This window comes from Mesoaciditoga sp. (genome assembly GCF_054006115.1).
On the sequence record NZ_JBPNHS010000027.1, the window covers coordinates 1 to 20699 of the forward strand.

20 protein-coding genes are annotated in these 20699 nt (G+C 39.8%); 13 read left to right on the plus strand and 7 right to left on the minus strand.

The genetic code is table 11. The annotated features are described in order from the left end of the window. Window positions 1-44 precede the first annotated feature (44 nt). The 5 genes from ACXJIN_RS05630 to murQ form a co-directional block, all read right to left on the minus strand. Window positions 45-986 (minus strand): PHP domain-containing protein, encoded by a 942-nt coding sequence (locus ACXJIN_RS05630; protein ID WP_456400294.1) that lies wholly within the window; start codon window positions 984-986, stop codon window positions 45-47. Then, entirely contained in the window at window positions 983-1810 is an 828-nt protein-coding gene (locus ACXJIN_RS05635; RefSeq protein ID WP_456400296.1) for a carbohydrate ABC transporter permease, read from the minus strand. The genes ACXJIN_RS05630 and ACXJIN_RS05635 overlap by 4 nt, the downstream gene beginning before the upstream one ends. Next, window positions 1803-2705, minus strand: a complete 903-nt coding sequence (locus tag ACXJIN_RS05640) for a carbohydrate ABC transporter permease (RefSeq protein WP_456400298.1) — start codon at window positions 2703-2705, stop codon at window positions 1803-1805. The genes ACXJIN_RS05635 and ACXJIN_RS05640 overlap by 8 nt, the downstream gene beginning before the upstream one ends. A 62-nt stretch (window positions 2706-2767) precedes the next feature. Next, window positions 2768-4015, minus strand: a complete 1248-nt coding sequence (locus ACXJIN_RS05645) for an ABC transporter substrate-binding protein (RefSeq protein ID WP_456400300.1) — start codon at window positions 4013-4015, stop codon at window positions 2768-2770. Window positions 4016-4036: 21 nt separating this feature from the next. Continuing rightward, window positions 4037-4972, minus strand: a complete 936-nt coding sequence (gene murQ, locus ACXJIN_RS05650; RefSeq protein ID WP_456400463.1) for an N-acetylmuramic acid 6-phosphate etherase — start codon at window positions 4970-4972, stop codon at window positions 4037-4039. A 572-nt stretch (window positions 4973-5544) separates the two neighbouring features. On the opposite strand from murQ, the gene ACXJIN_RS05655 reads away from it, so the two are divergent. The 13 genes from ACXJIN_RS05655 to ACXJIN_RS05715 all read left to right on the plus strand — a co-directional run bounded on the left by ACXJIN_RS05655 (window position 5545) and on the right by ACXJIN_RS05715 (window position 19205). Further along, complete coding sequence (locus ACXJIN_RS05655; protein WP_456400302.1) at window positions 5545-7311, plus strand: ABC transporter substrate-binding protein; 1767 nt, start codon at window positions 5545-5547, stop codon at window positions 7309-7311. A 48-nt stretch (window positions 7312-7359) separates the two neighbouring features. Then, window positions 7360-8337: an ABC transporter permease gene (locus tag ACXJIN_RS05660; RefSeq protein ID WP_456400304.1), complete on the plus strand. Its 978-nt coding sequence runs from the start codon at window positions 7360-7362 to the stop codon at window positions 8335-8337. Between the two features lie 15 nt (window positions 8338-8352). Further along, on the plus strand, window positions 8353-9459 hold the full coding sequence (locus ACXJIN_RS05665) for an ABC transporter permease (RefSeq protein WP_456400306.1): 1107 nt from the start codon (window positions 8353-8355) through the stop codon (window positions 9457-9459). A gap of 10 nt (window positions 9460-9469) precedes the next feature. Beyond that, window positions 9470-10468 (plus strand): ABC transporter ATP-binding protein, encoded by a 999-nt coding sequence (locus tag ACXJIN_RS05670; protein WP_456400308.1) that lies wholly within the window; start codon window positions 9470-9472, stop codon window positions 10466-10468. Between the two features lie 19 nt (window positions 10469-10487). After that, window positions 10488-11456, plus strand: a complete 969-nt coding sequence (locus ACXJIN_RS05675; RefSeq protein ID WP_456400309.1) for an ABC transporter ATP-binding protein — start codon at window positions 10488-10490, stop codon at window positions 11454-11456. Window positions 11457-11717: 261 nt separating this feature from the next. Next, the gene (gene nagZ / locus ACXJIN_RS05680; protein ID WP_456400310.1) at window positions 11718-13316 is read left to right on the plus strand and encodes a beta-N-acetylhexosaminidase; all 1599 of its coding nucleotides are present in this window, start codon (window positions 11718-11720) and stop codon (window positions 13314-13316) included. A 1-nt stretch (window position 13317) separates the two neighbouring features. Then, the gene (locus tag ACXJIN_RS05685; RefSeq protein WP_456400311.1) at window positions 13318-14229 is read left to right on the plus strand and encodes a BadF/BadG/BcrA/BcrD ATPase family protein; all 912 of its coding nucleotides are present in this window, start codon (window positions 13318-13320) and stop codon (window positions 14227-14229) included. Next, window positions 14213-15274 carry a serine hydrolase domain-containing protein gene (locus ACXJIN_RS05690; protein WP_456400313.1) on the plus strand — a complete coding sequence of 354 codons (1062 nt, stop codon included), beginning with the start codon at window positions 14213-14215 and terminating at the stop codon, window positions 15272-15274. Before ACXJIN_RS05685 ends, ACXJIN_RS05690 begins: the two co-directional genes overlap by 17 nt. Window positions 15275-15446: 172 nt before the next feature. After that, window positions 15447-16184: a GntR family transcriptional regulator gene (locus ACXJIN_RS05695; protein ID WP_456400315.1), complete on the plus strand. Its 738-nt coding sequence runs from the start codon at window positions 15447-15449 to the stop codon at window positions 16182-16184. Window positions 16185-16188: 4 nt separating this feature from the next. Next, on the plus strand, window positions 16189-17199 hold the full coding sequence (locus ACXJIN_RS05700; protein ID WP_456400317.1) for a C40 family peptidase: 1011 nt from the start codon (window positions 16189-16191) through the stop codon (window positions 17197-17199). A 58-nt stretch (window positions 17200-17257) separates the two neighbouring features. Continuing rightward, complete coding sequence (locus ACXJIN_RS05705; RefSeq protein WP_456400319.1) at window positions 17258-17593, plus strand: phenylpyruvate tautomerase MIF-related protein; 336 nt, start codon at window positions 17258-17260, stop codon at window positions 17591-17593. Window positions 17594-17754: 161 nt separating this feature from the next. Continuing rightward, window positions 17755-18813 (plus strand): glycoside hydrolase family 5 protein, encoded by a 1059-nt coding sequence (locus ACXJIN_RS05710; protein ID WP_456400321.1) that lies wholly within the window; start codon window positions 17755-17757, stop codon window positions 18811-18813. A gap of 53 nt (window positions 18814-18866) precedes the next feature. Then, window positions 18867-19205, plus strand: a complete 339-nt coding sequence (locus ACXJIN_RS05715) for a DUF5320 domain-containing protein (protein ID WP_456400323.1) — start codon at window positions 18867-18869, stop codon at window positions 19203-19205. A 34-nt stretch (window positions 19206-19239) separates the two neighbouring features. On the opposite strand, the gene ACXJIN_RS05720 is transcribed toward ACXJIN_RS05715, so the two are convergent. Then, on the minus strand, window positions 19240-20286 hold the full coding sequence (locus ACXJIN_RS05720; RefSeq protein ID WP_456400325.1) for a type IV pilus twitching motility protein PilT: 1047 nt from the start codon (window positions 20284-20286) through the stop codon (window positions 19240-19242). Between the two features lie 23 nt (window positions 20287-20309). Next, complete coding sequence (locus ACXJIN_RS05725) at window positions 20310-20636, minus strand: hypothetical protein (protein ID WP_456400327.1); 327 nt, start codon at window positions 20634-20636, stop codon at window positions 20310-20312. Window positions 20637-20699: the final 63 nt, after the last annotated feature.

Genomic DNA, 20699 nt, shown 5'->3' on the forward strand with positions numbered 1-20699 from the left:
ATTCTACTTTCATTTATCAACAAGCCTCCAATTGCCAATCTCATTCAGGATTTTAAAAATGCCAAAGGATCATCGTAAAAATTCGCAATCAAATTGGCATTCAACCTGTCCAACCATAAGCTCGCGATAGACATCAACTCCATCTGCTTTACGCTATGGCTGTCAGTTCCTAAAGAAAGCCTAACGCCTTTGTCCTTAAGATTTTCAACCAGAAACTCACTTTCACGCATTCTATCTGGAACCAAGCTTATCTCAAAAGCCTTTTTGTTTCTTTTAGCAATTTCTACGATTTCATCTAAGTGGGAACCGAAGAGATCTTTTCCTACTTTGTTTAGAGGATGGGCTATCACTTTTACATACTCATTTTCAAGCAAGATCTTTAAAAGTTCGAGTGCCTTTTCTTTGCCTTTCCCATAGTCAAAATGAACAGCTCCGAGAATGAAATCGGCTTTCTCCATGATTTCTGCTGAATAGTCAAGTTCTCCATTCTCATTTATATCCATTTCTACCCCTTTTATGATCTTCACAGGGGTGCTTTTTTGGATTTCCTCTATGTACTTCAACTGTTTCAGAAATTTTCGGGCATCCATCTGAACCGTTCCCTTGTTTACAAGGGAATGATCGGTTATAGCAAGGTATTTATAACCCAGTTCTTCCGCTTTTTTCACATAAAATTCCAAAGGATAAGTGCCATCGCTCCAATTTGTATGAATGTGAAGATCTCCTTTTACATTTTTAGGAGAACCTTTATCAAGAGCAACGCTGATTTTTCTTCTCAATTCAGGATCATCGTAAACTTTCGAAAACCTTATCAGTATCCTCTTTAAAAACAGCGTTTCGCATTCTTCAACTAATTTTTCTCGCGAAAAATCTTCCATCGTTCCATCGAACTTTTTGAACTCTTCTATGTGAGATCTTATATTTTCTTCGGAAATTCCAGCAACTTGAAGAAAAAAAACGAAAACTTTTAAATTATCCTTGTTCACTTTATCGCTCCTTCTGTCATACCTGATATGAAATATCTAGAAAGCAAGAAGAATATTATCATTATTGGCAAAACGGACAAGCTCAACGCCGCCGAAATGAGTTGCCATTTATTTGAGAATTCCCCAAAGAATATGGATATCGCAAGTGGAACGGTTTCTTTGTTTCTGCTATTTATTATGATTAAAGGGAAGAAGAAATCGTTCCATATTCCAACGAAATTCACAAGTCCAACAACTATCATGGCGGGTCTTGTCAGAGGAAGTGCTATTTTGAGGAATATGGTCCAGGGGCTTGCCCCATCTATTCTTGCCGATTCTTCTATTTCTTTTGGAATACCATCCATGAATCTCTTCATCAAAAAAGTCGCAAAAGATATGCCAGTCGCAATGTAAACTACGATCAATCCTGTTCTGGTATCTAAGAGGTTGAAATTGTCAAGCATCACGTAAATTGGGATGATTGCGAGACGGGCCGGAAGTGCCAATCCAACTATTATAAAAAGGTAAATAGTTCTTCTAAACGGAAATTCGTAACGCGATATCACATAAGCTAGCATTGAAGACAAAACAAGAATTCCCCCCACGGAGAGCGTAGATATCAAAAAACTGTTTATATAAGCGTTGAACAAATTTGCACTTTTCCATGCTTCAACGTAATTTTGGATGTTAAAACTTGAAGGCAACGAAAAAGGACTTAAAAATATTCCCCTCAAGCTCTTAAAAGAGTTTATAAATATCATGGCAAACGGAGTCGCTATGAGAACAACGTATATCGTTAAGATGATGTAAATTGCCCATTTCCCCAATTTTCCAACCTTAAGCATTACGGCTCCTCCTATCAACTATGTAAGCGTAGACCAATGAAAGTGGCATTACCACCACAAATATCAGAACAGCTACGGCTGCACCCAACCCAAAGTCCGCCCGACTGCTTCCCAGTCCACCAAAGGCCGTTCGATAGAATAACGTTCCCAACACGTCTGTACTTCTAAACGGCCCGGCTTGTGCACCTTCCAAAGCGTAAACGATATCAAAAACGTTAAACGTCCATATGAAAAGCAAAATAGACAAAGTTTGGAAAGTTGGTAAAGTTAAAGGAAAAAGTATCTTGGTTATCACTTTAAAATTGGAAGCTCCATCTATGTAAGCAGCTTCCAACAGTTCACGCGGGATGTCCAATAGTGAGGCGGTAAACACTAAAACGTAAAAGCCTAAGTTTCTCCACACGTTGACGGCTATAACGGTGTTCAACGCAAGATTAGGATCACCTAACCACGGTCGCGCTAACCCTCCTAATCCTATATGAGTGAGAATCTGGTTAACCAATCCAATTTGGGGGTTAAGCATCATGGACCATATAAACCCTACAAGGATCATGGATATAATATTAGGCAAATACACCATCATTTGGAAAAAGCGCTTTCCTTTTACGATGGAGACCAAAAAGATGGCGAGCAAAAATCCAAGTCCTAATTCTAAAATCGTAACCAAGATAAAATAATAAATGTTGTGCAAAAAGGCGTTTCTGAATTCGCTTCCAAAACTTCCGAAAAGCACGTCTTTGAAATTTTGCAATCCCACAAACGTTCGTGCCCCTGCTCCGGGCCATCTGTAAAAGCTCAAGATGAAGCTATATATAAATGGATATATTACAAATGTGACGTAAAGAGTCAAAGCAGGTAGAACAAAAAGAAGAATGTATTTCTTTTTTATGCTCACGAATATTCCCCTTTCTTAAACAGGCATGACATGCGTCATGCCTGTTTTGAAATCAAGTATTTTTACTTTTTCATCAGCGGTTTATACCATTGGGATATCTTGTCTTGCGCCATCTTTGCAAATTCTTCCGCCGTGATCTTCCCAGCATACATTGCTTGCATTCCGGGACTCAAAACATCGGTGTAAAGAGAAGGAGAATGGGAAGTCAACACCGATCCAACCCAATAAACGTAAGGAGCGGCATGCTCTTCTGCAATTTTAAGAACTTCTTGAAGAAGCGGCACATTTGGCATCGTCGCACCTTTAACGGCTGGAATGTTAAGTGTTTCTTTTGCAAAGATCGTTCCAAATCTTGGCGTCGCGGCGAATTGAAGTACCTTTATTGCCATATCTTCGTGTTTGGAATTGGATGTAAGGGCGAGGCTGCCATCCATGAAAACATATGCCCATGGCTTGGCGTATTCACAATCTGGTGGAACCATGAAGTATCCCACGTTAATACTTGGATTCAGTTCTTTCCACTGTCCGTATCCCCAAACTCCATAGAACACCATGGCAGCTTGGCCAAATGCAAATGCAGCATTGAGATCATCCGTGGTGTTTCCCATGAAACCTTTTTGATAATAAGGCTTTAAATCGTTGAGCAGCTTGTTCAGATGTACCCAAGCCGGATCAAGGAAATTGGTTTGTCCATCTAAGAGGCTCTTTATCCAGCATGGTCCCAAAACACTCACACCAGTCATCGCGTGTTGCATGGCAAGCGCCCATCCGGCTTTGCCAGGAACGAAGAAAGGAGTAACGCCGTTTTTCTTCAAAATTTCCGCATTTTTAACCAGTTCGCTCCATGTTTTAGGCACTTTAAGCCCGTATTTTTTGTATATGTCCTTGTTGTAGAAGATTCCAACAACTTGAACGGCGAACGGAACCCCGTAATGTTTCCCATTGGAAGCCTTTATAAAATTCAAAACACTGGTGTTAAAATGGGAAAGAGATACTTTGTCGTCAATTGGAATAAGCAAGCCGGCATCTATTAAAGCTTGTGTTCTTTGGCCAGGAAGTCTCCTTGAGTAAATGATGTCTGGACCTTTTCCACTTTGAAGCGCTATTTGAACTTTCGAATCGTACTCAGTAGGGAGGAAAGAACGAAAATCGATCTTAACATCTATTCCCTGAGCATTCATTTCCTTCTGCACTTCTTTCCATACAGGAGCATCTTGCGAACGCCATGACCAAATTTGCACAGTTGTTGATGCCATCATGGTGACTATCAACAAAGCCATTAGAGCAGAGAAAAATATTACCCTACGCACTTAAATCCCCTCCTTATTTTATTAGGTGGAACATCCACCATTATTTGAATTTCCCGTTAAAATGTTTCTTATCTTTCCGTTATGTAGTGCTAAAAGTTCTTCCGCTTCTTTTGAGTTTTTGCCAGTCAAAGCCATAACAATTGCCACTTTTGGTCTCATATTTGATTTCTTCAATAGTTCGGAGGCTTTTGCGCACGAAATTCCAGTAGCACTTACTATTATTCTTATGGCCCTGTCTACCAATTTCTCGTTTATAGGGGTAACATCTACCATGAGATTTTTATAAACTTTCCCCAACCTTACCATGGAAATCGTGCTCAACATGTTTAACACCATTTTCTGAGCAGTGCCAGCCTTAAGCCTTGTTGATCCAGTTATCACCTCAGGTCCTGTTACTGCCTCTATAGCAATGTCAACCAGCGGTGACATCTTAGAGTCTTTAACGTTGGTTACACATCCTGTTAAGGCACCTCTCGCTTTTGCTTCTCTCAAAGCACCTATTACATAAGGTGTTCGCCCACTAGCAGAAATCCCTACAACCACATCTTTTGATGAAATTCCGTGCTCTTTTATCTCATTTACTCCAGCTTCTTCATCATCTTCAATTTCTTCGACGGCCTTTGTCATAGCTTCGGCTCCGCCAGCCAATATGGCGGTAAAAGTTCCATAGGGCAAATTGAATGTTGGCACGGTTTCAGCCGCGTCAATGACGGCCAAACGTCCAGATGTACCGGCACCAATGTAAAAACATTTGCCTCCATTTTGAATTGCCTTTGCTATTTCTTCTGAAAGCCGTGCTATGGAAGAAAGTGCTTTCTCAACAGCATATGCAACCGTTTTGTCCTCTTCATTCATCAATTCGGCTATTTCTAAAGGGCTCATGATATCTATATTTACCGATTTAGAGTTTGGCGTTTCAGTTTCAAGTTTTTCAATTTTTTCCGATTTTTTCAAAATTTCACCACCGTTGCTATCTTGTTTATACAAGAATACTTACTTATGATATAAGTATTTACATTTTTTGTCAAGTATCTTTACGACTTATTAAAATAAGTTTAATGTGTTTAATGGCAATAATTCAGGAAAATCTACTTTTTTCTGCTTTTTTCTTCAAATTGCTCTTGATTCCTTTGAATATGCAATTTTACGAGCGCAATTAATAACGATTGTTTAAAGATCATGGGCATAAAAATAGAAATGATGCGAAAACACCCACACCACTTAAACGTTGGTAACGGAGTGTGTTAACTCTAACGTACAAAAACAAGGTTAATCCTTAATCTGAAGAAAAATGAAATAAATCGAAGAAAAATGAAGATATTTGGCCATAAAACCGATTAAATGCTTAATATTACTTGATGTTTTATTTAATTAAACTTGACAAAAATTATAATTTTACTTATTATGTATAAGTACTATTGTATGTACAAGATGGTATGTATTGAACATGTTGGATGAATGTATTGAAGTGCGAATAAAATTGCATCGGCAAAATGCCGAAAAATTTGAGAAAAGGGAGGTTTCAAAAAATGAGGAAGGGCCTTTTTGTGATCATGCTGGTGCTTGCACTTACCAGTGTGATAGCGCTAGCAGCGTCATGGCAACCATTTGTTTTGAACAAAGCGTTGTTCCAATCAGAAGGTAAGTACGGAGGCACGCTTACGTTGCGTCTTAGTTCAGAGCCAGAATCATTTAACTATTATGGAACGTTGAGTGGAGCGGCTTATGCAATTGATGATTTTCTTTTCAGCCCCCTTGTTCAGCTTGATCCTATCACCAAGCAAATAGAGCCGGCTCTTGCTAAAAGTTGGAAAGTTTCCGAGGATGGGAAAGAGGTTACCTTTTATTTGAGGCATGTAAAATGGTCAGATGGTGTTCCATTTACAGCCGATGATGTAGTTTTTACAATGAATTACGTACTTATGAACCCAAATGCTCTAGGAAATGAGGTCGCGAGGTTTACCATAAATGGTAAGCCTATAGTTTGGAAAAAAGTGGACAACTACACGGTAAAGGCGATCCTTCCATCTCCGTATGGCGCGTTCTTCATGGTTTTGACTCCTGCTTTGATAATGCCCAAACATTCACTTGCCCAATATCTCCCTGCTTTCAATCCAAAAGTTAAAGATCCATCCGCGTTTAACAAGGCATGGGGAGTGGATACAGATCCTTCCAAGATACCATCTCTAGGTCCATGTATACTTGAAAAATACGTGACCGGACAGAAAGTTGTTCTTAAAAGAAATCCGGATTTCTGGGAAACCGATCCATGGGGTAACAAACTTCCATACGTCGATAAAGTGGTCTTCTTGATCGTTAAAAATCCAGAAACGGCATTGGCTATGTTTGAATCCGGACAATTCGATTGGATCAGCATCTCACCTGGAGATTTCCCATACCTCAAGCAAAAAGAGCTTAACGGAGCTCCTTTCAAAGTTTACAATGCTAAATCAATGAACCCAACTCCAAGCCCTATTCACATTGCATTTAACTTTGATGTAAAAGATCCGGATCTTCATGCCCTGTTTAACAATCTTTCTTTCAGAGAGGCAATGGAATACGCAGTTGATAGAGATAGAATCGTCAATGAAGTTTACAACACCCTCGCTTCTCCTCGTGTAGGTCCAGTACTTCCTGGCACATACTGGTACGATCCAAAAGTTGAAAAGATAGCGAGAAAGTTCAATCTTAAAGCGGCTAACGGTATTTTGGATAGCTTAGGCCTTAAGATGGGTCCTGACGGAATAAGAAGGTTCCCTGATGGAAAGAAAGTTGAATTTGCGCTTTTGACTAGAAGCAATTCTCCGATATACTCTGGTATAAGCATGATATTACAAGAAGATCTAAAAAAGGTTGGAATAAAAGTGGATATCCAACCATTAAGCGTTAGTATCGCTTACCAAAAAGCACTCGCTGCCAATTACGAAGTGGCTCTCCTTGCTTTTGGAGACCAACCAGATCCGCAGTTGAGAAAAGCCATATGGCAACCAGGAAACCCACTTTACTACTCTCATCTTTCCACGCTAAATAAAAAGGAGCACAAACCAGTGTTTAGTAACATGTACTGGTGGGAAAAGGTAATATGGAATGATTTTGAAAAAGGTCAATCTACGATGGATCAAAAGGTCAGAAAAGAATACTACGATGAATGGCAAGAAGTATACGAAACCATGTTGCCGTTCATATTCATTTGCAAAGGAAACAGCTTGATGGCGGCTAAGAAAGATCTTGGCAACTTCTTCAAAAACAAAGATGGGATCATAGTTCATTCTGCGATTACTGTTTACTTCAAGTAATAAACTCAGTGCGAGAAGGCTTAAGAGCCCTCTCGCACTTTTTTGGAGGTGTTTAAAACGTTTTCTTACATAGTTAGACGATTGCTCATAATGATACCGATGATGTTCGCAATTTCCATCATCTGTTTTATAGTTGTGAAATTAGAACCGGGAAGCTACATAAGCCAATATATGGATAATCCTCGTGTTTCAGTTGAAACGGTTATTCAATTGAAAAAAACGCTTGGGTTGGATAAGCCAGCCGTAGTGCAGTATTTCATGTGGTTGAAAGAGGTGTTGAAGGGTGATTTTGGCTATTCTTTTGCTTATCAGATTCCAGTGTCGAAATTGATCTGGGATAGAACAGGATGGACACTGGTCGTTTCACTGTTTTCGATGTTATTCACTTGGGTAATAGCCATACCATTAGGCATATATTCCGCCCTCCACCAATATGAAGTGGGAGACTATTTTGCAACTGTGTTAGGCTACGTAGGGCTTTCAATTCCAGACTTTTTCTTTGCCGTTTTGCTTATGTACCTCATGCTACAAACTGGCAACACCTCGATTGGTGGTTTATTTTCGCAACAATTCATAGGTGCACCGTGGAGTATGGCGAAGTTTATAAACATGCTTCAGCATATATGGCTTCCAACCATCGTTATAGGAACAAGTGGCATAGCCGGACTCATGAGAGTTATGAGGAACAACATGTTAGATGTGTTGAATTCCCCCATGATAGTATCTTTGAGAGCGGCCGGATTAGAGGAAAAGAGAATAACATGGAAACACGCTGTGAAGAACGCGATAAATCCAATGATCACAATCGCTGGCATGTCACTTCCCGCCTTGTTCAGCGGAACTATCATCGTTTCCATCATTTTGAACATCCCCACTATGGGACCTTTCTTTTACAATGCGCTTTTAAATCATGATGAGTATCTTGTTATGGCATTTTTGCTCATGCTTGGGTTACTTCTTCAAATAGGAAATCTTATCGCCGATATATTGCTGGCGGCTGTCGATCCAAGAATACGGTACTCTTAAACAAGGAGGGATAAGATGTCAGAGCAGAAAATATTGACCCAGAGGCAGAAGATGATCCACGCCTTTTTCAAAAATAAATTGGGACTCATTGGCATGGTAACTCTAATAATTTTGTATTTACTCGTCATATTTGCCGGCTTTATTTCTCCTTACAACATGACAACAATGCACAATAATTACATATACATTCCCCCTGTTCATATTCACTTCTTCGATAGGGAGGGACATTTTCACATGGTGCCCTTCGTTTATGGCTTAAAACAAGTACGTAATCCGGTCACTTTTGCCATGGAAAGAAAAATCGATTTCACCAAGAGATATCCAATTCATTTCCTTGCAAAAGGGGAAGAATGGAGCTTTTTTGGCTTGTTCAAGTCGAACGTGCATTTATTTGGTCTTGGACCTGATGCAAAGATGATGCTGGCTTTATTTGGAACGGATAAATATGGACGTGATCTTTTCAGCAGAGTGCTGTACGGCGGACAAGTTTCAATGAGCGTTGGATTGATAGGCGTTGCCATCAGTTTGGTTTTAGGAGCGTTGATTGGCAGCATCTCTGGATATTTTGGAGGAACCGTTGATTTGATAATTCAGAGGTTGATAGAGTTGTTAATGTCTTTTCCCCGCTTGCCGTTGTGGCTGGCTTTGAGTATGATAATCCCTCCGTCGTGGCCAAGCACATGGGTGTATTTTGGAGTTGTTACCGTTCTTTCGTTCCTTGGATGGATGGGAGTAGCACGTGTTGTAAGAGGAATGGTTTTAAGCTTAAGAGAAAGAGAATTCGTGCTCGCTGCAAAACTTGTGGGGCAAAGCAATTTGAGGATAATCTGGAGACATATAATCCCGAATGTTATGGGATATCTCATAGTTGTTGCGACATTATCAATTCCTGGAATGATCTTAGGTGAAAGCGCTTTGAGCTTTCTGGGGTTGGGTATTAAAGAGCCAATGGCAAGTTGGGGATTGTTGCTTTCTGGAGCGCAAAGCATAAGCTCGATCGCACTTTATCCGTGGTTGATGATTCCAGGCATATTCATCGTTATCACCGTTTTGGCTTTCACATTCTTGGGGGACTCCTTAAGAGACACGCTCGATCCATACAAAGTGGCAAAGAGATCGTAGGAGGTAGAAAATGAAGCTGCTTGAGATAAGGAATTTAAGGACGTACTTCAACACGCTAGATGGAATCGTTAGGGCCGTGGATGGTATTTCTTTTGATGTTGACAAAGGGGAAATAGTCGCGATCGTTGGGGAAACCGGCTGTGGGAAAAGCGTAACGGCACGTAGTATAATGCGTCTCTTGCCCAAAAGTGCGAAGATCAGCGGTGAGATTCTACTAGATGGAAAAGACATTTTAAAAATGTCGCCCAAAGATATGGAAAAAATTCGTCAGAAAAGAATATCCATGATCTTTCAGGAACCAATGACGGCTTTTGACCCACTTTACACGATTGGCCAACAATTCACGGAAATCCTTCAAAAGCACGAAAAAATGTCGAAAGCTGAAGCGTACGAAAAAAGCGTAGAGATGCTTGAGCTCGTTGGAATTCCGGAGGCGAAAAAAAGGGTTGATGAGTATCCACATGAATTCAGTGGCGGAATGATCCAGAGGGCGATGATAGCCCGCGCTTTACTCAACAACCCGGAACTTGTTATAGCAGATGAACCTACAACAGGGTTAGATGTGAGTATTCAAGCGCAAATAATAAACGTCATTGCCGATATGCAAAAGAAATTCAAAACATCTACAATACTTATCACCCACGATATGGGTGTGGCTGCTGAATTGGCGGATAAGATAATTGTCATGTATTCTGGAAAGATAATGGAGCGTGGCGGCTTGGAGGAGGTCATCTCTTCACCGCTTCATCCCTATACGGAAGGTCTTATAGCGGCTATTCCAAAATTGAATACGCAAAAGGGTGAAAAACTTCAAGCCATTCCTGGGATGGTTCCAAGCCCTTACGCCCTTCCGAAAGGATGCCGATTCCATCCAAGATGTTACGCGAAAATGGATGAGTGTGAAAAAAAAGAACCGCCATATGTCGAAGTCTTTCCCGGAAGGTTTGTGGCATGTTGGAAGGTTTTGAAAGAGAAAGGAGCTCTACTCAACCATGACTCTTCAAAATGAAGTAGGCACGAAAGAGATCATGAAGATAGAAAATGTGAAAATGCATTTTCCGGTAAGGAAAGGGATCTTTAGGCAAGTTATTGGCTATGTTAAAGCGGTTGATGGCGTATCTTTGTCGCTAACAAAAGGAGAAACTTTCGGAATTGTTGGGGAATCAGGCTCAGGTAAAACGACCTTAGGACGAGTTATTGTCGGGCTTTACCAACCAACGGCTGGAAAAGTTTGGTATGTTAGCAATACGGGCAAATACGACATTTCAAACGGAAAAATTCCGTTAAGAGTAAGACAAAAAATCCAAATGATCTTTCAAGACCCTCTCTCTTCATTGGATCCACGTTTTACCGTGGAAAAGGCATTACGTGAAGGGCTGGAGATTTCGAAGGAATATAATAAAAAAGAAATGAGAGACTATCTTTTACGGTTGTTAAAGGAAGTAGGGCTATCTCAAGATTATTTTGGACGCTATCCTCATGAGCTTAGTGGTGGTCAGCGCCAAAGAATATCCGTTATTCGAGCCATGTCTATGAAACCGGAAGTGGTAGTTTTGGACGAGCCTACATCGGCGCTGGATGTTTCGGTTCAAGCTCAAACGGTGAATTTACTCCAAGATTTCCAAGAAAAGTTTAACCTCACATACGTTTTCATAACTCATGATATTTCGCTCGCTAAATATCTATCCAACAGGATAGCCGTTATGTACCTTGGAAGAATAATGGAAATGGCTGAAAGCGAAGAGCTTTTCTCAAATCCGCTTCATCCATACACAAGGGCCCTTCTTGAATCCTTGCCGCGCTTTGAAGCGAGAAAGGGCGAAAAAGGTAAAAAGAAAACGTTGACCGGCGAAGTGCCAAGTCCAATTAACATTCCAAGTGGATGTAGATTTAGAACACGTTGTCCTTACGCCACTGAAAAATGTGAAAAGGTTGAACCAAAACTTATTGATGTTGGAAATGGTCATAAAGTAGCATGCCACCTTTATGAAAAGTGAAGAATCGGATTTTTGTTTTGAAGTTTGAAAAATAATCTTCTTTTAAATAAAGGACTTATGCTGTGCGTGAACATTACGAAAGATATTACAAGGGACATTACAAAAATTTTTTATGAAAACATGTGAGCAACATTTGAGTACAACGTTTTTGATTTAGGATCCGCTTTCCAAACGGCCAAGGCAATTTTTTCGAAGGTGAGATAATCCTTTTTTGAAATGCTTTGTAACATCGACGCAGGTGATGAGTAAAGGAGTGTTTTTATGAAAAATTTTATCGAAAAAACGCTTGATTCCATGAGCCTTGAAGAAAAAATTGGACAAGTGGTGATATGTGGTTTTTACGGCACCACACCGTCTAAAGAAATAGAGACTTTGATTCGGAAATACCACCTGGGAAATGTGATACTTTTCAAGAGAAACATCGAAAACCCGGAACAATTGAAGGAACTCACGTCATCACTTCAAGAAATGTCAAAAATTCCTCTTTCTATAGCTGTGGATCAAGAAGGTGGAATAGTTACCCGCCTTACGGAGCCGTTTACCACTTTTCCAGGAAACATGGCGACGGCGGCAACCCAGGATGTCCATAACGCTTACCTAACTGGATTGATAATGGCTAAAGAGATGCGGGCCGTCGGAATAAATTGGGATCTTGCCCCCGTCGTTGATATCAACGATTTACCTCAAAATCCAGGCATTGGAGTGAGAAGCTATTCCGATGACCCTGAAATTGTCGCCAGATTCGCTTCTGAATTTGTAAAAGGACTCCATGATGGAAAAGTTGCAGCCTGCGCGAAGCACTTTCCCGGAAAAGGACACAGTGCAAAAGATGCGCACTTGGAAATGCCAACCGTTGATAGAGACATGAAAACGTTGGAAAAAATAGAGTTATATCCATATGGGGAATTGATGAAAGTGGGAATTGATTCCATAATGCCCTCTCACGTTTATTATCCGGCCTTGTGTGAAGAAAAAAATCTTCCAGCCACTCTTTCCAAAAATGTGATGATTGACTTGTTAAAAAACAAGATGGGATTCAAAGGCGTAAACGTTACCGATGACCTTGAAATGGGTGGAATAACCAACTCTTTGTCTGGTAGCGAAGCGGCATGGATATCCTTCAAAAATGGTGCGGACGTTGTTATGATGTGCCACACTTTCGAAGAACAAGTGAAAACTTTTGAAAAGATCAAAGAAAAAGTATTGGATGGTTCGATCAGCATAGAAAAGCTTAACGACTCCGTGCGAAGAGTGCTTGAAATGAAAATGAATGTTGGACTTTTTGACGGGCCGTTTGCAATAGAAAACGAAATTGGTAACGAAAGTTCCTTAGAAATAGCAAAAGATATCGCGAGAAAATCCATAACGCTTTGTAAAAACGAAAGTGGACTTGTTAAAAAGATAATGGAAAATCCGTTGATGATAGTTTTTCCGACAAGTATGGCATTGGTAAAAGTTGATGAAAGCGAAAAACAAAAGGTGCTTGAAATAGAGCGAGTGCTGAAAAAGCATTCTCACTTTCCCGTTACAAGCGTTGGTATTTCTCCAAAGCCAACAAAAAATGAGATAAAAGAGGTTATATCCAAAGTAAGAGAATTCAACGGTAATGTGCTTTTATGCACCTTAAATGCCAACATAGTAAGTGAAGAAAGGGAATTAGTGAAAGAGATGGTTTTGTTGAAACCAGATAAAATCCTTGTTGTTGCTTTAAGGAACCCTTACGATTGTTTTCTAAAAGGCGTAAAAAATTCTGTGGCGCTTTACAATTACTCTCCTCTTTCGCAGCGTGTTTTTGCCGAAATGTTGGTTAATGGTGAAAATTTCACCGGGAAATTGCCCCTGCTTCATTGGAGAAGTTAAAATGCGTGCCGTTGGAATAGATGGTGGAGGGACTCATACAAGATTTGTTCTCTATGACGAAGAAGATGGCATTTTAAAGTCGTTGGAAATAAATTCTCCAAGCAATTACCATCTTGTAGGAGCCAAAAAGGTCAAGGAAACTATTGAAGAAGGGGTAAAACGTGTTTCAATGGGATTTGACTTTGATACCGTGGGAGCCGGACTAAGTGGCGTAGATAGGCCAGCCGACAAGAAGGTGATATTTGAAATTTTTGAGGAGATAGGCGTAAAAGACTTTGCAATTTCCAACGATGGAATAACCGCCTTATGGGGTGCAACCGGTGGAGTAGGCGTGTTGATGATAGCGGGCACGGGGTCACTTGTCATAGGTAGAAATTCCAACGGAGAAGTGCACAGGGCCGGTGGATGGGGATATATGTTCGACGAATACTGTGGGGGATTTTGGTTTTCAAATCGTGCAGCGGTAGCGGCACTTGAAAACAGGGATGGCATTGGACCAGAAACGACGTTAAGGCAAAGACTTGTGGAATTTTACAATTTGAACTCCATAGAAGAAATCATTTACCTTTACTACTCGAATTTTGAAAAGTCCAAAATCGCATCCGCTGCCAAACTCGTTTTTGAAGAGGCGCTAAAAGGTGATAAAGTGGCCGTTCAAATAGTGAAATACGGTATAGAAAAATCCATGAAGATGATGGAAGCCGTTGAAAAGAGATGCAGGTTTGCTGGGAATTTTGCCTTCTCTTACACTGGCGGTCTCTTTAACTCCGAATATTTTCTTGAAAAAGTAAAAGAAGGCTTCAGAAATTCATTTCCAAAGGGACGATTCATCATTCCGAAATTTGGAGCGGATGTGGGAGCGGCCTTAATGGCAATAGATTCGTGGAGGAAAAAACATGAAAAGGTTAGATGAGCTTTTCAAAGAAGCCGTTGATGATGGGATTTTTCCAGGTGCCGTTTTACTTGTTGGAAACTCAAAAAAGATCATCTTTCAAAAAGCCTATGGTTATCGTTCCGTTAAGCCAAGAAAAGAGAAGAACGATGTCACCACGATATACGATTTGGCATCGATGACAAAGGTTATAGCCACAACGCCAGCCATTATGAAAGTTGTTGAAGAAGGAAAAATAAGCCTGTACGATCGAGTGCGTTTTTTTGTGGAAGGTTTTGACACTCAGGAAAAACAAGACATTCGTGTGTGGCATCTTTTGACTCATACTTCCGGCCTTCCCCCGTATTCAAACGCATGGAAAAGGAAAAATGGCAGAAAGGAACTGCTCGATGCGATCAACCTTACAAAACTGGAAAATCCGGTCGGGAAAAAGTATGTCTACTCTTGCTTGAATTTCATAACGCTCATGGAAATTGTGGAAAGAGTGATATCTAAAAGCTTTGATGATTTTCTGAAAGAACAAGTTTTTGCTCCGCTTGAAATGAAACACACCTCTTTTACGCCATCCAAAAAATGGTTGCCTCAAATTGCACCAACTTCAAAAAGAAATGGAAAGATCCTTCGAGGAGAAGTGGACGACGAACTGGCGTACTATCTTGGAGGAGTAAGCGGAAACGCGGGACTTTTTTCCACCGCTGAGGATATTTATAAATACGCTAAGATGTTGCTGAATAAAGGAAAGTACAAAGGTAAAAAGATCTTTTCAGAGGCAACGATAAGCGCTTTTACCGCCGAATCGTTTTCAAACGGCACTATTCGAAGGGCGCTTGGATGGGATATGAAATCTTACGCAAGCTCGTGTGGGGATCTTATGAGCGAAAAAGCTTATGGTCATACAGGCTTTACAGGGACTTCCATATGGATAGATCCAATTTACGATGTTGTGGTGATCCTTCTTACGAACAGGGTCAATATCAGCAGAAGAAAAAACCTAGAAAAGATCATAGAATTCCGACCGAGGTTGCAAAATTACGTGTTGAGCCATTTCAAAGAGTTAACTGAGTAAAGGGCCACTTTACCAATGAAGGTAAAAAAGGTGTGAAGTGGGTCCTTGGAAAAAGGTAGTAAAATAAAAAGAGTTATGAGAAAATGCAATCTTTAATTTATAGAGGTATAGAGGGGATTAGGATGAAAAATATATTATATGGTGTGAAAATTAAAAGTGGAGATGATGATTCATGAAAACGATCGATAGAAGTAGTCCAATACCGATTTATCACCAGCTGTACGAACTTTTAAAGATTAAGATAGAAAATGGAGAGTTTACGGTGGGACAATATTTGCCCTCTGAAACCTCTCTCGCTAAACGTTATGGTGTGAGCAGATTAACTGTAAGGCAAGCGCTCTCAAAATTAGTTGAAGATGGCTTGATTGAAAAGCATCGGGGAAAGGGAACCAAGGTGAGAAGCCGAAAGAATGTTGAAAACCTAATGGAACTTAGAAGCTTTACCGAAGAGGCAAGGGAAAGCGGCCATGTTCCAAGCTCGATTGTTATGCAAAACACCCTCGTTGATACCCCTTTTTTTGTCGCCGATAAGCTCAACCTTCCATCGAAATCTAAGATGATACTTTTAAAAAGGTTGAGGCTTCTTGATGGAGTGCCGTATGTTATCGAATGGGCTTACATAAATCCAGGTGTTGATACTCGACTGCTCAACATTTTGGAAATGGACATGTCTAAAGCATCGTTGTATGATTACATAAAGAAGACTTTGGAGATAAAATTTGAGTACGCTTACGAAACTTTGGAAGTGGGACATGCAAGTGCTGAAGAAGCTCGTTTACTTAGCATAAAGACCGGAGATTGCGTTGCTTTAAGAAAAAGATTCACCTACACTGAGAATGGAGAATGCATTGAATACACCCAATCCATTTATCGTGGAGATAAGTACAAGTTCAAAATTAGAAAGGGATGATCATGTGAATGCGTACCAAATTGCAAAGAAACTAAAGGGTAAGTTAGGTGATGAGAGAACATGCAAGTACGATCTCAATTTTGAAGAAAACGCTTCAAAAATAACGATAATCGGAAAGGTAGACACATTCGAATCTTATCAAAAAGTAGTTGAAGTGGTGTCTGAGATTTCAAAAGATACCTTAAAAATAAATCTTAATATCAAAGTTATGGAAGATGATGTAGATCCTTCTCACAGAATAGCCATCGTTAAGTCTTCAACATGTGATATGAAGAGCAAACCGGATTTTTTCTCTTCAAATGTTCACCAGCTTATTTTTGGAGAAAGTGTAAAAATACTTGATATTTTGAAAGATTACGTTCTGGCTAAAGATATGAAGAGCGGTTTTTGGGGATGGATGAGATATTCAACGTTAGAGTTCATGAGTGAAGAAACTTTCCTCCAGTGGAAAGAACATGCAAAAGAGATAACTATTACAAAGAGGTTTTCAAATGTAACTTTTGGAAAAAATGAGTATGGTCTTCCTCTGGGAGTGAAATTGCCCGCCATTGAGAAAGACGTATATTGGTTCTGTGAATTTCCAAATGGAAGTACGGTAAAGATAAAAAAAGAAGATGTAGCCCTTTCAAAAGAGATAGAAGAGATAAAAAAAGATGAGTTGAAAAGAATTTGGAAAAAGTTTCTAGGGACACCTTATCTTTGGGGAGGATCAAGCACGTACGGCATTGACTGTTCTGGCTTAACCATGAGATTGTACGATTACGTTGGCATTTCAATTCCTCATTATTCTGTTTTGCAAGAAAAAGCCACAAAAGATGTAAGTGAGGCGGAACTTGATTTTGGAGATCTCATTTTTTTCCCAGATCACGTTGCCTTTTACGTTGGAAATGGGAAAATGATGCATGCGAATCTTCATCATGGAATGGTTGGAATTTCAAGCATTAAGCCAACAAACGCTTACGAATCTTGGTTAAGGGCTCATCTAAACAAAATTGGAAGGATAAAATCCTTGTAAAGAACTGCATTTAGAGATATACTTTAATTAGCATCAAATGATGATTGGGGGTGTAAAAATGCCTTACTGTGGATTACAAACCAACGCCAACATTGGTGATAAGGAATCGTTGGCAAAGAAACTCTCTTCTTTGGTGGCTAATGAGCTTGGAAAACCGGAAATGTACGTGATGGTTTCCGTGGAAGAAAAAACGATGACATTTGGTGGAAGTACAGAAAAATGCGCTTTTGTTGATTTGAGGAGTATAGGGTTAACTTCTTCTCAAACTCCGAAGCTGTCCAAGGCGATATGCGATTTGCTTGAAAAAGAAATAGGTGTAAAGGCGGATAGAACTTACATAAGTTTTTCGGATTCGCAAGGGTACATGTGGGGATGGAATTCAACCACATTTTAAAGAAAAAGCGCCGAAAGGCGCTTTTTTAATGGCATTTTTAGAGTTTGAACTAACTCGATTGGTAACTTCAATGTGCGTTTATACTCACTAAAATGAACTTACACGATGATTTTTCCATCTAAATTAAAGATAAAGATGCATGAAGAAGGGGAGATGAATTCATGAAAAAAGTGGAGATTTTGTCTTTATTTTTTGTGCTTTTTGTTCTTTCAATTGCAAATGCTTCAAATCTCTTTACCACTTCAACACCGATAACTCCTCAAAGTTATCAAAAGATGTTAGGTGTGGGAATAGACGTTAATTGGGTCGTTTTTCCTAAGATCATGGAAGCGTACAAGATTGCCCGGGATAGAGGTATAAACATCCCAATGTTGTTCAAGCAAAGGGGATTTTCGCATGTAAGAATAAGGGTAAAAGATGCTCCACTTGACAGTATACAAAAAGATGGTTTAACCTTGAAACAACAGCTTGTCATGGTTATAAAGGACTGTCTCAAAGCGCATCTAATACCAGTAATAACTTTTACGGCAACGAAATTCAGGGAAAACCCGAATCCCTCAACTTTAAATGATGCGCTGAATTTCTGGAAGGAAGTCGCAATGATATTCAAAAATTATCCTTACGTTGTTTCATATGATCTCATCATAGAAACTTCGGGAAATATATCTAAAAACAACTCCCTTCTCAATGAATTCTATCAAAAAGCCGTGAATGAGATAAGGGACGTAGATAAGTACAGAATACTATTTCTCAGCCCAAACGAAACTTCAAATCCTTACCTTCTCCCAAATTTATGGTATCCAAAGGGAGACAAATACATAATGATCGAATGGCACTTTTACGCCGCGGGTCCAAGCAAAAGAAATAAATCAAAGATCTGGACTACCGGAACCAATTACGAAAAGAACCTCATCTTAAAGAAAATAGAATTCGCCAAAAAATGGTGCGAGTCACATGATTTATACTCATGGAATGGTGCCTGGATGCCAACTAATTTTAATCACGCAAAGAAACCATTCAAAATGCCAGACGGTGCTCCGATGGGAGATTATTCACTTCAAGAAGAAATTGAATTCGCAAGTTTTGTTAGTTCTTCTCTCAATAAGGAAAAAATTCCATTTGCCATAAACGCAGGAGTTAAATTCTTCAATTACAAGGATTTCAAATGGTACGCTTCCACGTCAAAAGTAATTGATGCTATCTTGACAAATGGGAAGTAAAGTGATAATATATATGCGTAAAACATATATATTCTTTAAGGAGGCGATCGTGTATGCCCTGGGGAGACAGAACTGGACCCTTAGGTTATGGCCCAAGAACGGGCAGAGGATTGGGATATTGTAATGGAAACAATGTACCCGGTTACATGGCAGGAGGAAGAGGATTGGGATTAGGCTTGGGACGTGGTTATGGAAGAGGATGGGGACGTGGTTACGGCTTTAGAGGAGCCGGATGGGGATTTAGAGGATATTACGCTCCTTATCCTTATTATGGTGTTTCAAAAGAAGATGAAAGGCGTTATTTTGAGGATCAAAAGCGTTGGTTAGAAGAAGAATTGCGCTTTGTAAACGAAAGGCTTTCAGAAACAAAAGAAGATAATAAAGAATCGTAATAAAAAGCCCGCATTGATGCGGGCTTTTTATCCATCAAAGTTTAGAAGGCATCCTGGCAAAGAGCAAAGCATCTTCTCTCCTTATTTTGCCGGCAGCTATGGCCTTTTTTAATGCATCGTCAAATGTGATCATTCCAAATTTGGATCCCGTTTCTATTAACGAATCTATTTGATGAACTTTGTTTTCACGAATTAAATTCTTAACACCAGTTGTTGCGTTAAGAATTTCGACTATCGGCACGTACGATTTTCCATCTACACCTGGAAGTAATCTCTGATAAGCTATACCTACCAACGTGTTTGCCAACTGAATAGCCACCTGTTTTTGCTGATGCTCGGGAAATACGTCTATAATTCTTTCTGGAGCGGAACCTGCCGAGTTCGTATGTATGGTTGAAAAAACCAAATGACCCGTTTCGGCTGCGGTTAAAGCCAATCGCATAGTATCTAGATCTCTCATTTCTCCCACTAAGATAACGTCTGGATCCTGTCTTAGGGCGTACTTTAAACCATCTGAAAACGAATTCGTATCGTATCCGAGTTGTCTCTGGTGAACGAGCGCTTTTTTACTTTGAAAGATGTACTCTATAGGATCCTCAATCGTGATTATATGAACTGGGCGTTCTTTGTTTATCTTGTCTATCATAGCAGCTAAAGTGGTGGATTTTCCACTTCCAGTTGGCCCGGCTATTAAAACTATACCATTCACATGGTCTGAAAATTCGGAAAGAATATGCGGAAGGCCTAATTCATCGAAGTTGCGAATATTGTAAGTTATAAGTCTGAAAGCTGCTGCAATATTTCCACGCTCCAAAAAGATGTTTCCTCTAACTCTCGCAATTTTTTCCAAACCAAATGAAAAATCTTTCTCTTTTTTATCAAAGCTCATATTCAAAGATGACAAAAGTTCTGTCAATATCAACTCAAGCTCTTCATGCGTATACGGCTCATAAAAAGTTTGCGGCACCAGTTCCCCATATATCCTAAAAACTGGTGGCATTCCAACCGTTAAATGCACATCCGATGCGTGCATACTGTTGGCTTCTATCAATAATTTTTTAAGATCGGTAGCTTTTCTCATTTTAGCCCACCTATTTAGCTAATTTAGTCATCATCTTCGTAAAAATCATCATCGTCTTCATCAATGTAATCCCATATCTCATCTTCCGACGCTATCAAGTTTTCCTCTATAAGTTTATTTACCAATGCACTTGCTTTTTTCAGTTCTTCTTTGTAATCTTTCAGCATCGTTTTAGATTCTGATTCCGTCAATCCATTCCATACGAGATCTTCCAAAACATCTCCTTCATTTTCGATCATGTAACCCATATCATCATCCCAGACGACATCTGGAGAAGAGTAATCTCTGATCTCATGATCTTGTATCAAAGAAACGACCTCTTCTATTTTATCCCTTAATTCTTTTTCCAAAGGAATTACCTCCTACCTAGAATTAAATTTTCAATATGGAAAAGATTATAGCACCATGCTAAG

Coding starts and splice junctions, on each gene's coding strand:
- ACXJIN_RS05635 (WP_456400296.1), bottom strand. CDS start 1,810: ATGCTTAAGGTTGGAAAATTGGGGAAATGGGCAATTTACATCATCTTA.
- ACXJIN_RS05655 (WP_456400302.1), top strand. CDS start 5,545: ATGAGGAAGGGCCTTTTTGTGATCATGCTGGTGCTTGCACTTACCAGT.
- ACXJIN_RS05665 (WP_456400306.1), top strand. CDS start 8,353: ATGTCAGAGCAGAAAATATTGACCCAGAGGCAGAAGATGATCCACGCC.
- ACXJIN_RS05670 (WP_456400308.1), top strand. CDS start 9,470: ATGAAGCTGCTTGAGATAAGGAATTTAAGGACGTACTTCAACACGCTA.
- ACXJIN_RS05675 (WP_456400309.1), top strand. CDS start 10,488: ATGAAGATAGAAAATGTGAAAATGCATTTTCCGGTAAGGAAAGGGATC.
- nagZ (WP_456400310.1), top strand. CDS start 11,718: ATGAAAAATTTTATCGAAAAAACGCTTGATTCCATGAGCCTTGAAGAA.
- ACXJIN_RS05685 (WP_456400311.1), top strand. CDS start 13,318: ATGCGTGCCGTTGGAATAGATGGTGGAGGGACTCATACAAGATTTGTT.
- ACXJIN_RS05690 (WP_456400313.1), top strand. CDS start 14,213: ATGAAAAGGTTAGATGAGCTTTTCAAAGAAGCCGTTGATGATGGGATT.
- ACXJIN_RS05695 (WP_456400315.1), top strand. CDS start 15,447: ATGAAAACGATCGATAGAAGTAGTCCAATACCGATTTATCACCAGCTG.
- ACXJIN_RS05705 (WP_456400319.1), top strand. CDS start 17,258: ATGCCTTACTGTGGATTACAAACCAACGCCAACATTGGTGATAAGGAA.
- ACXJIN_RS05710 (WP_456400321.1), top strand. CDS start 17,755: ATGAAAAAAGTGGAGATTTTGTCTTTATTTTTTGTGCTTTTTGTTCTT.
- ACXJIN_RS05715 (WP_456400323.1), top strand. CDS start 18,867: ATGCCCTGGGGAGACAGAACTGGACCCTTAGGTTATGGCCCAAGAACG.
- ACXJIN_RS05720 (WP_456400325.1), bottom strand. CDS start 20,286: ATGAGAAAAGCTACCGATCTTAAAAAATTATTGATAGAAGCCAACAGT.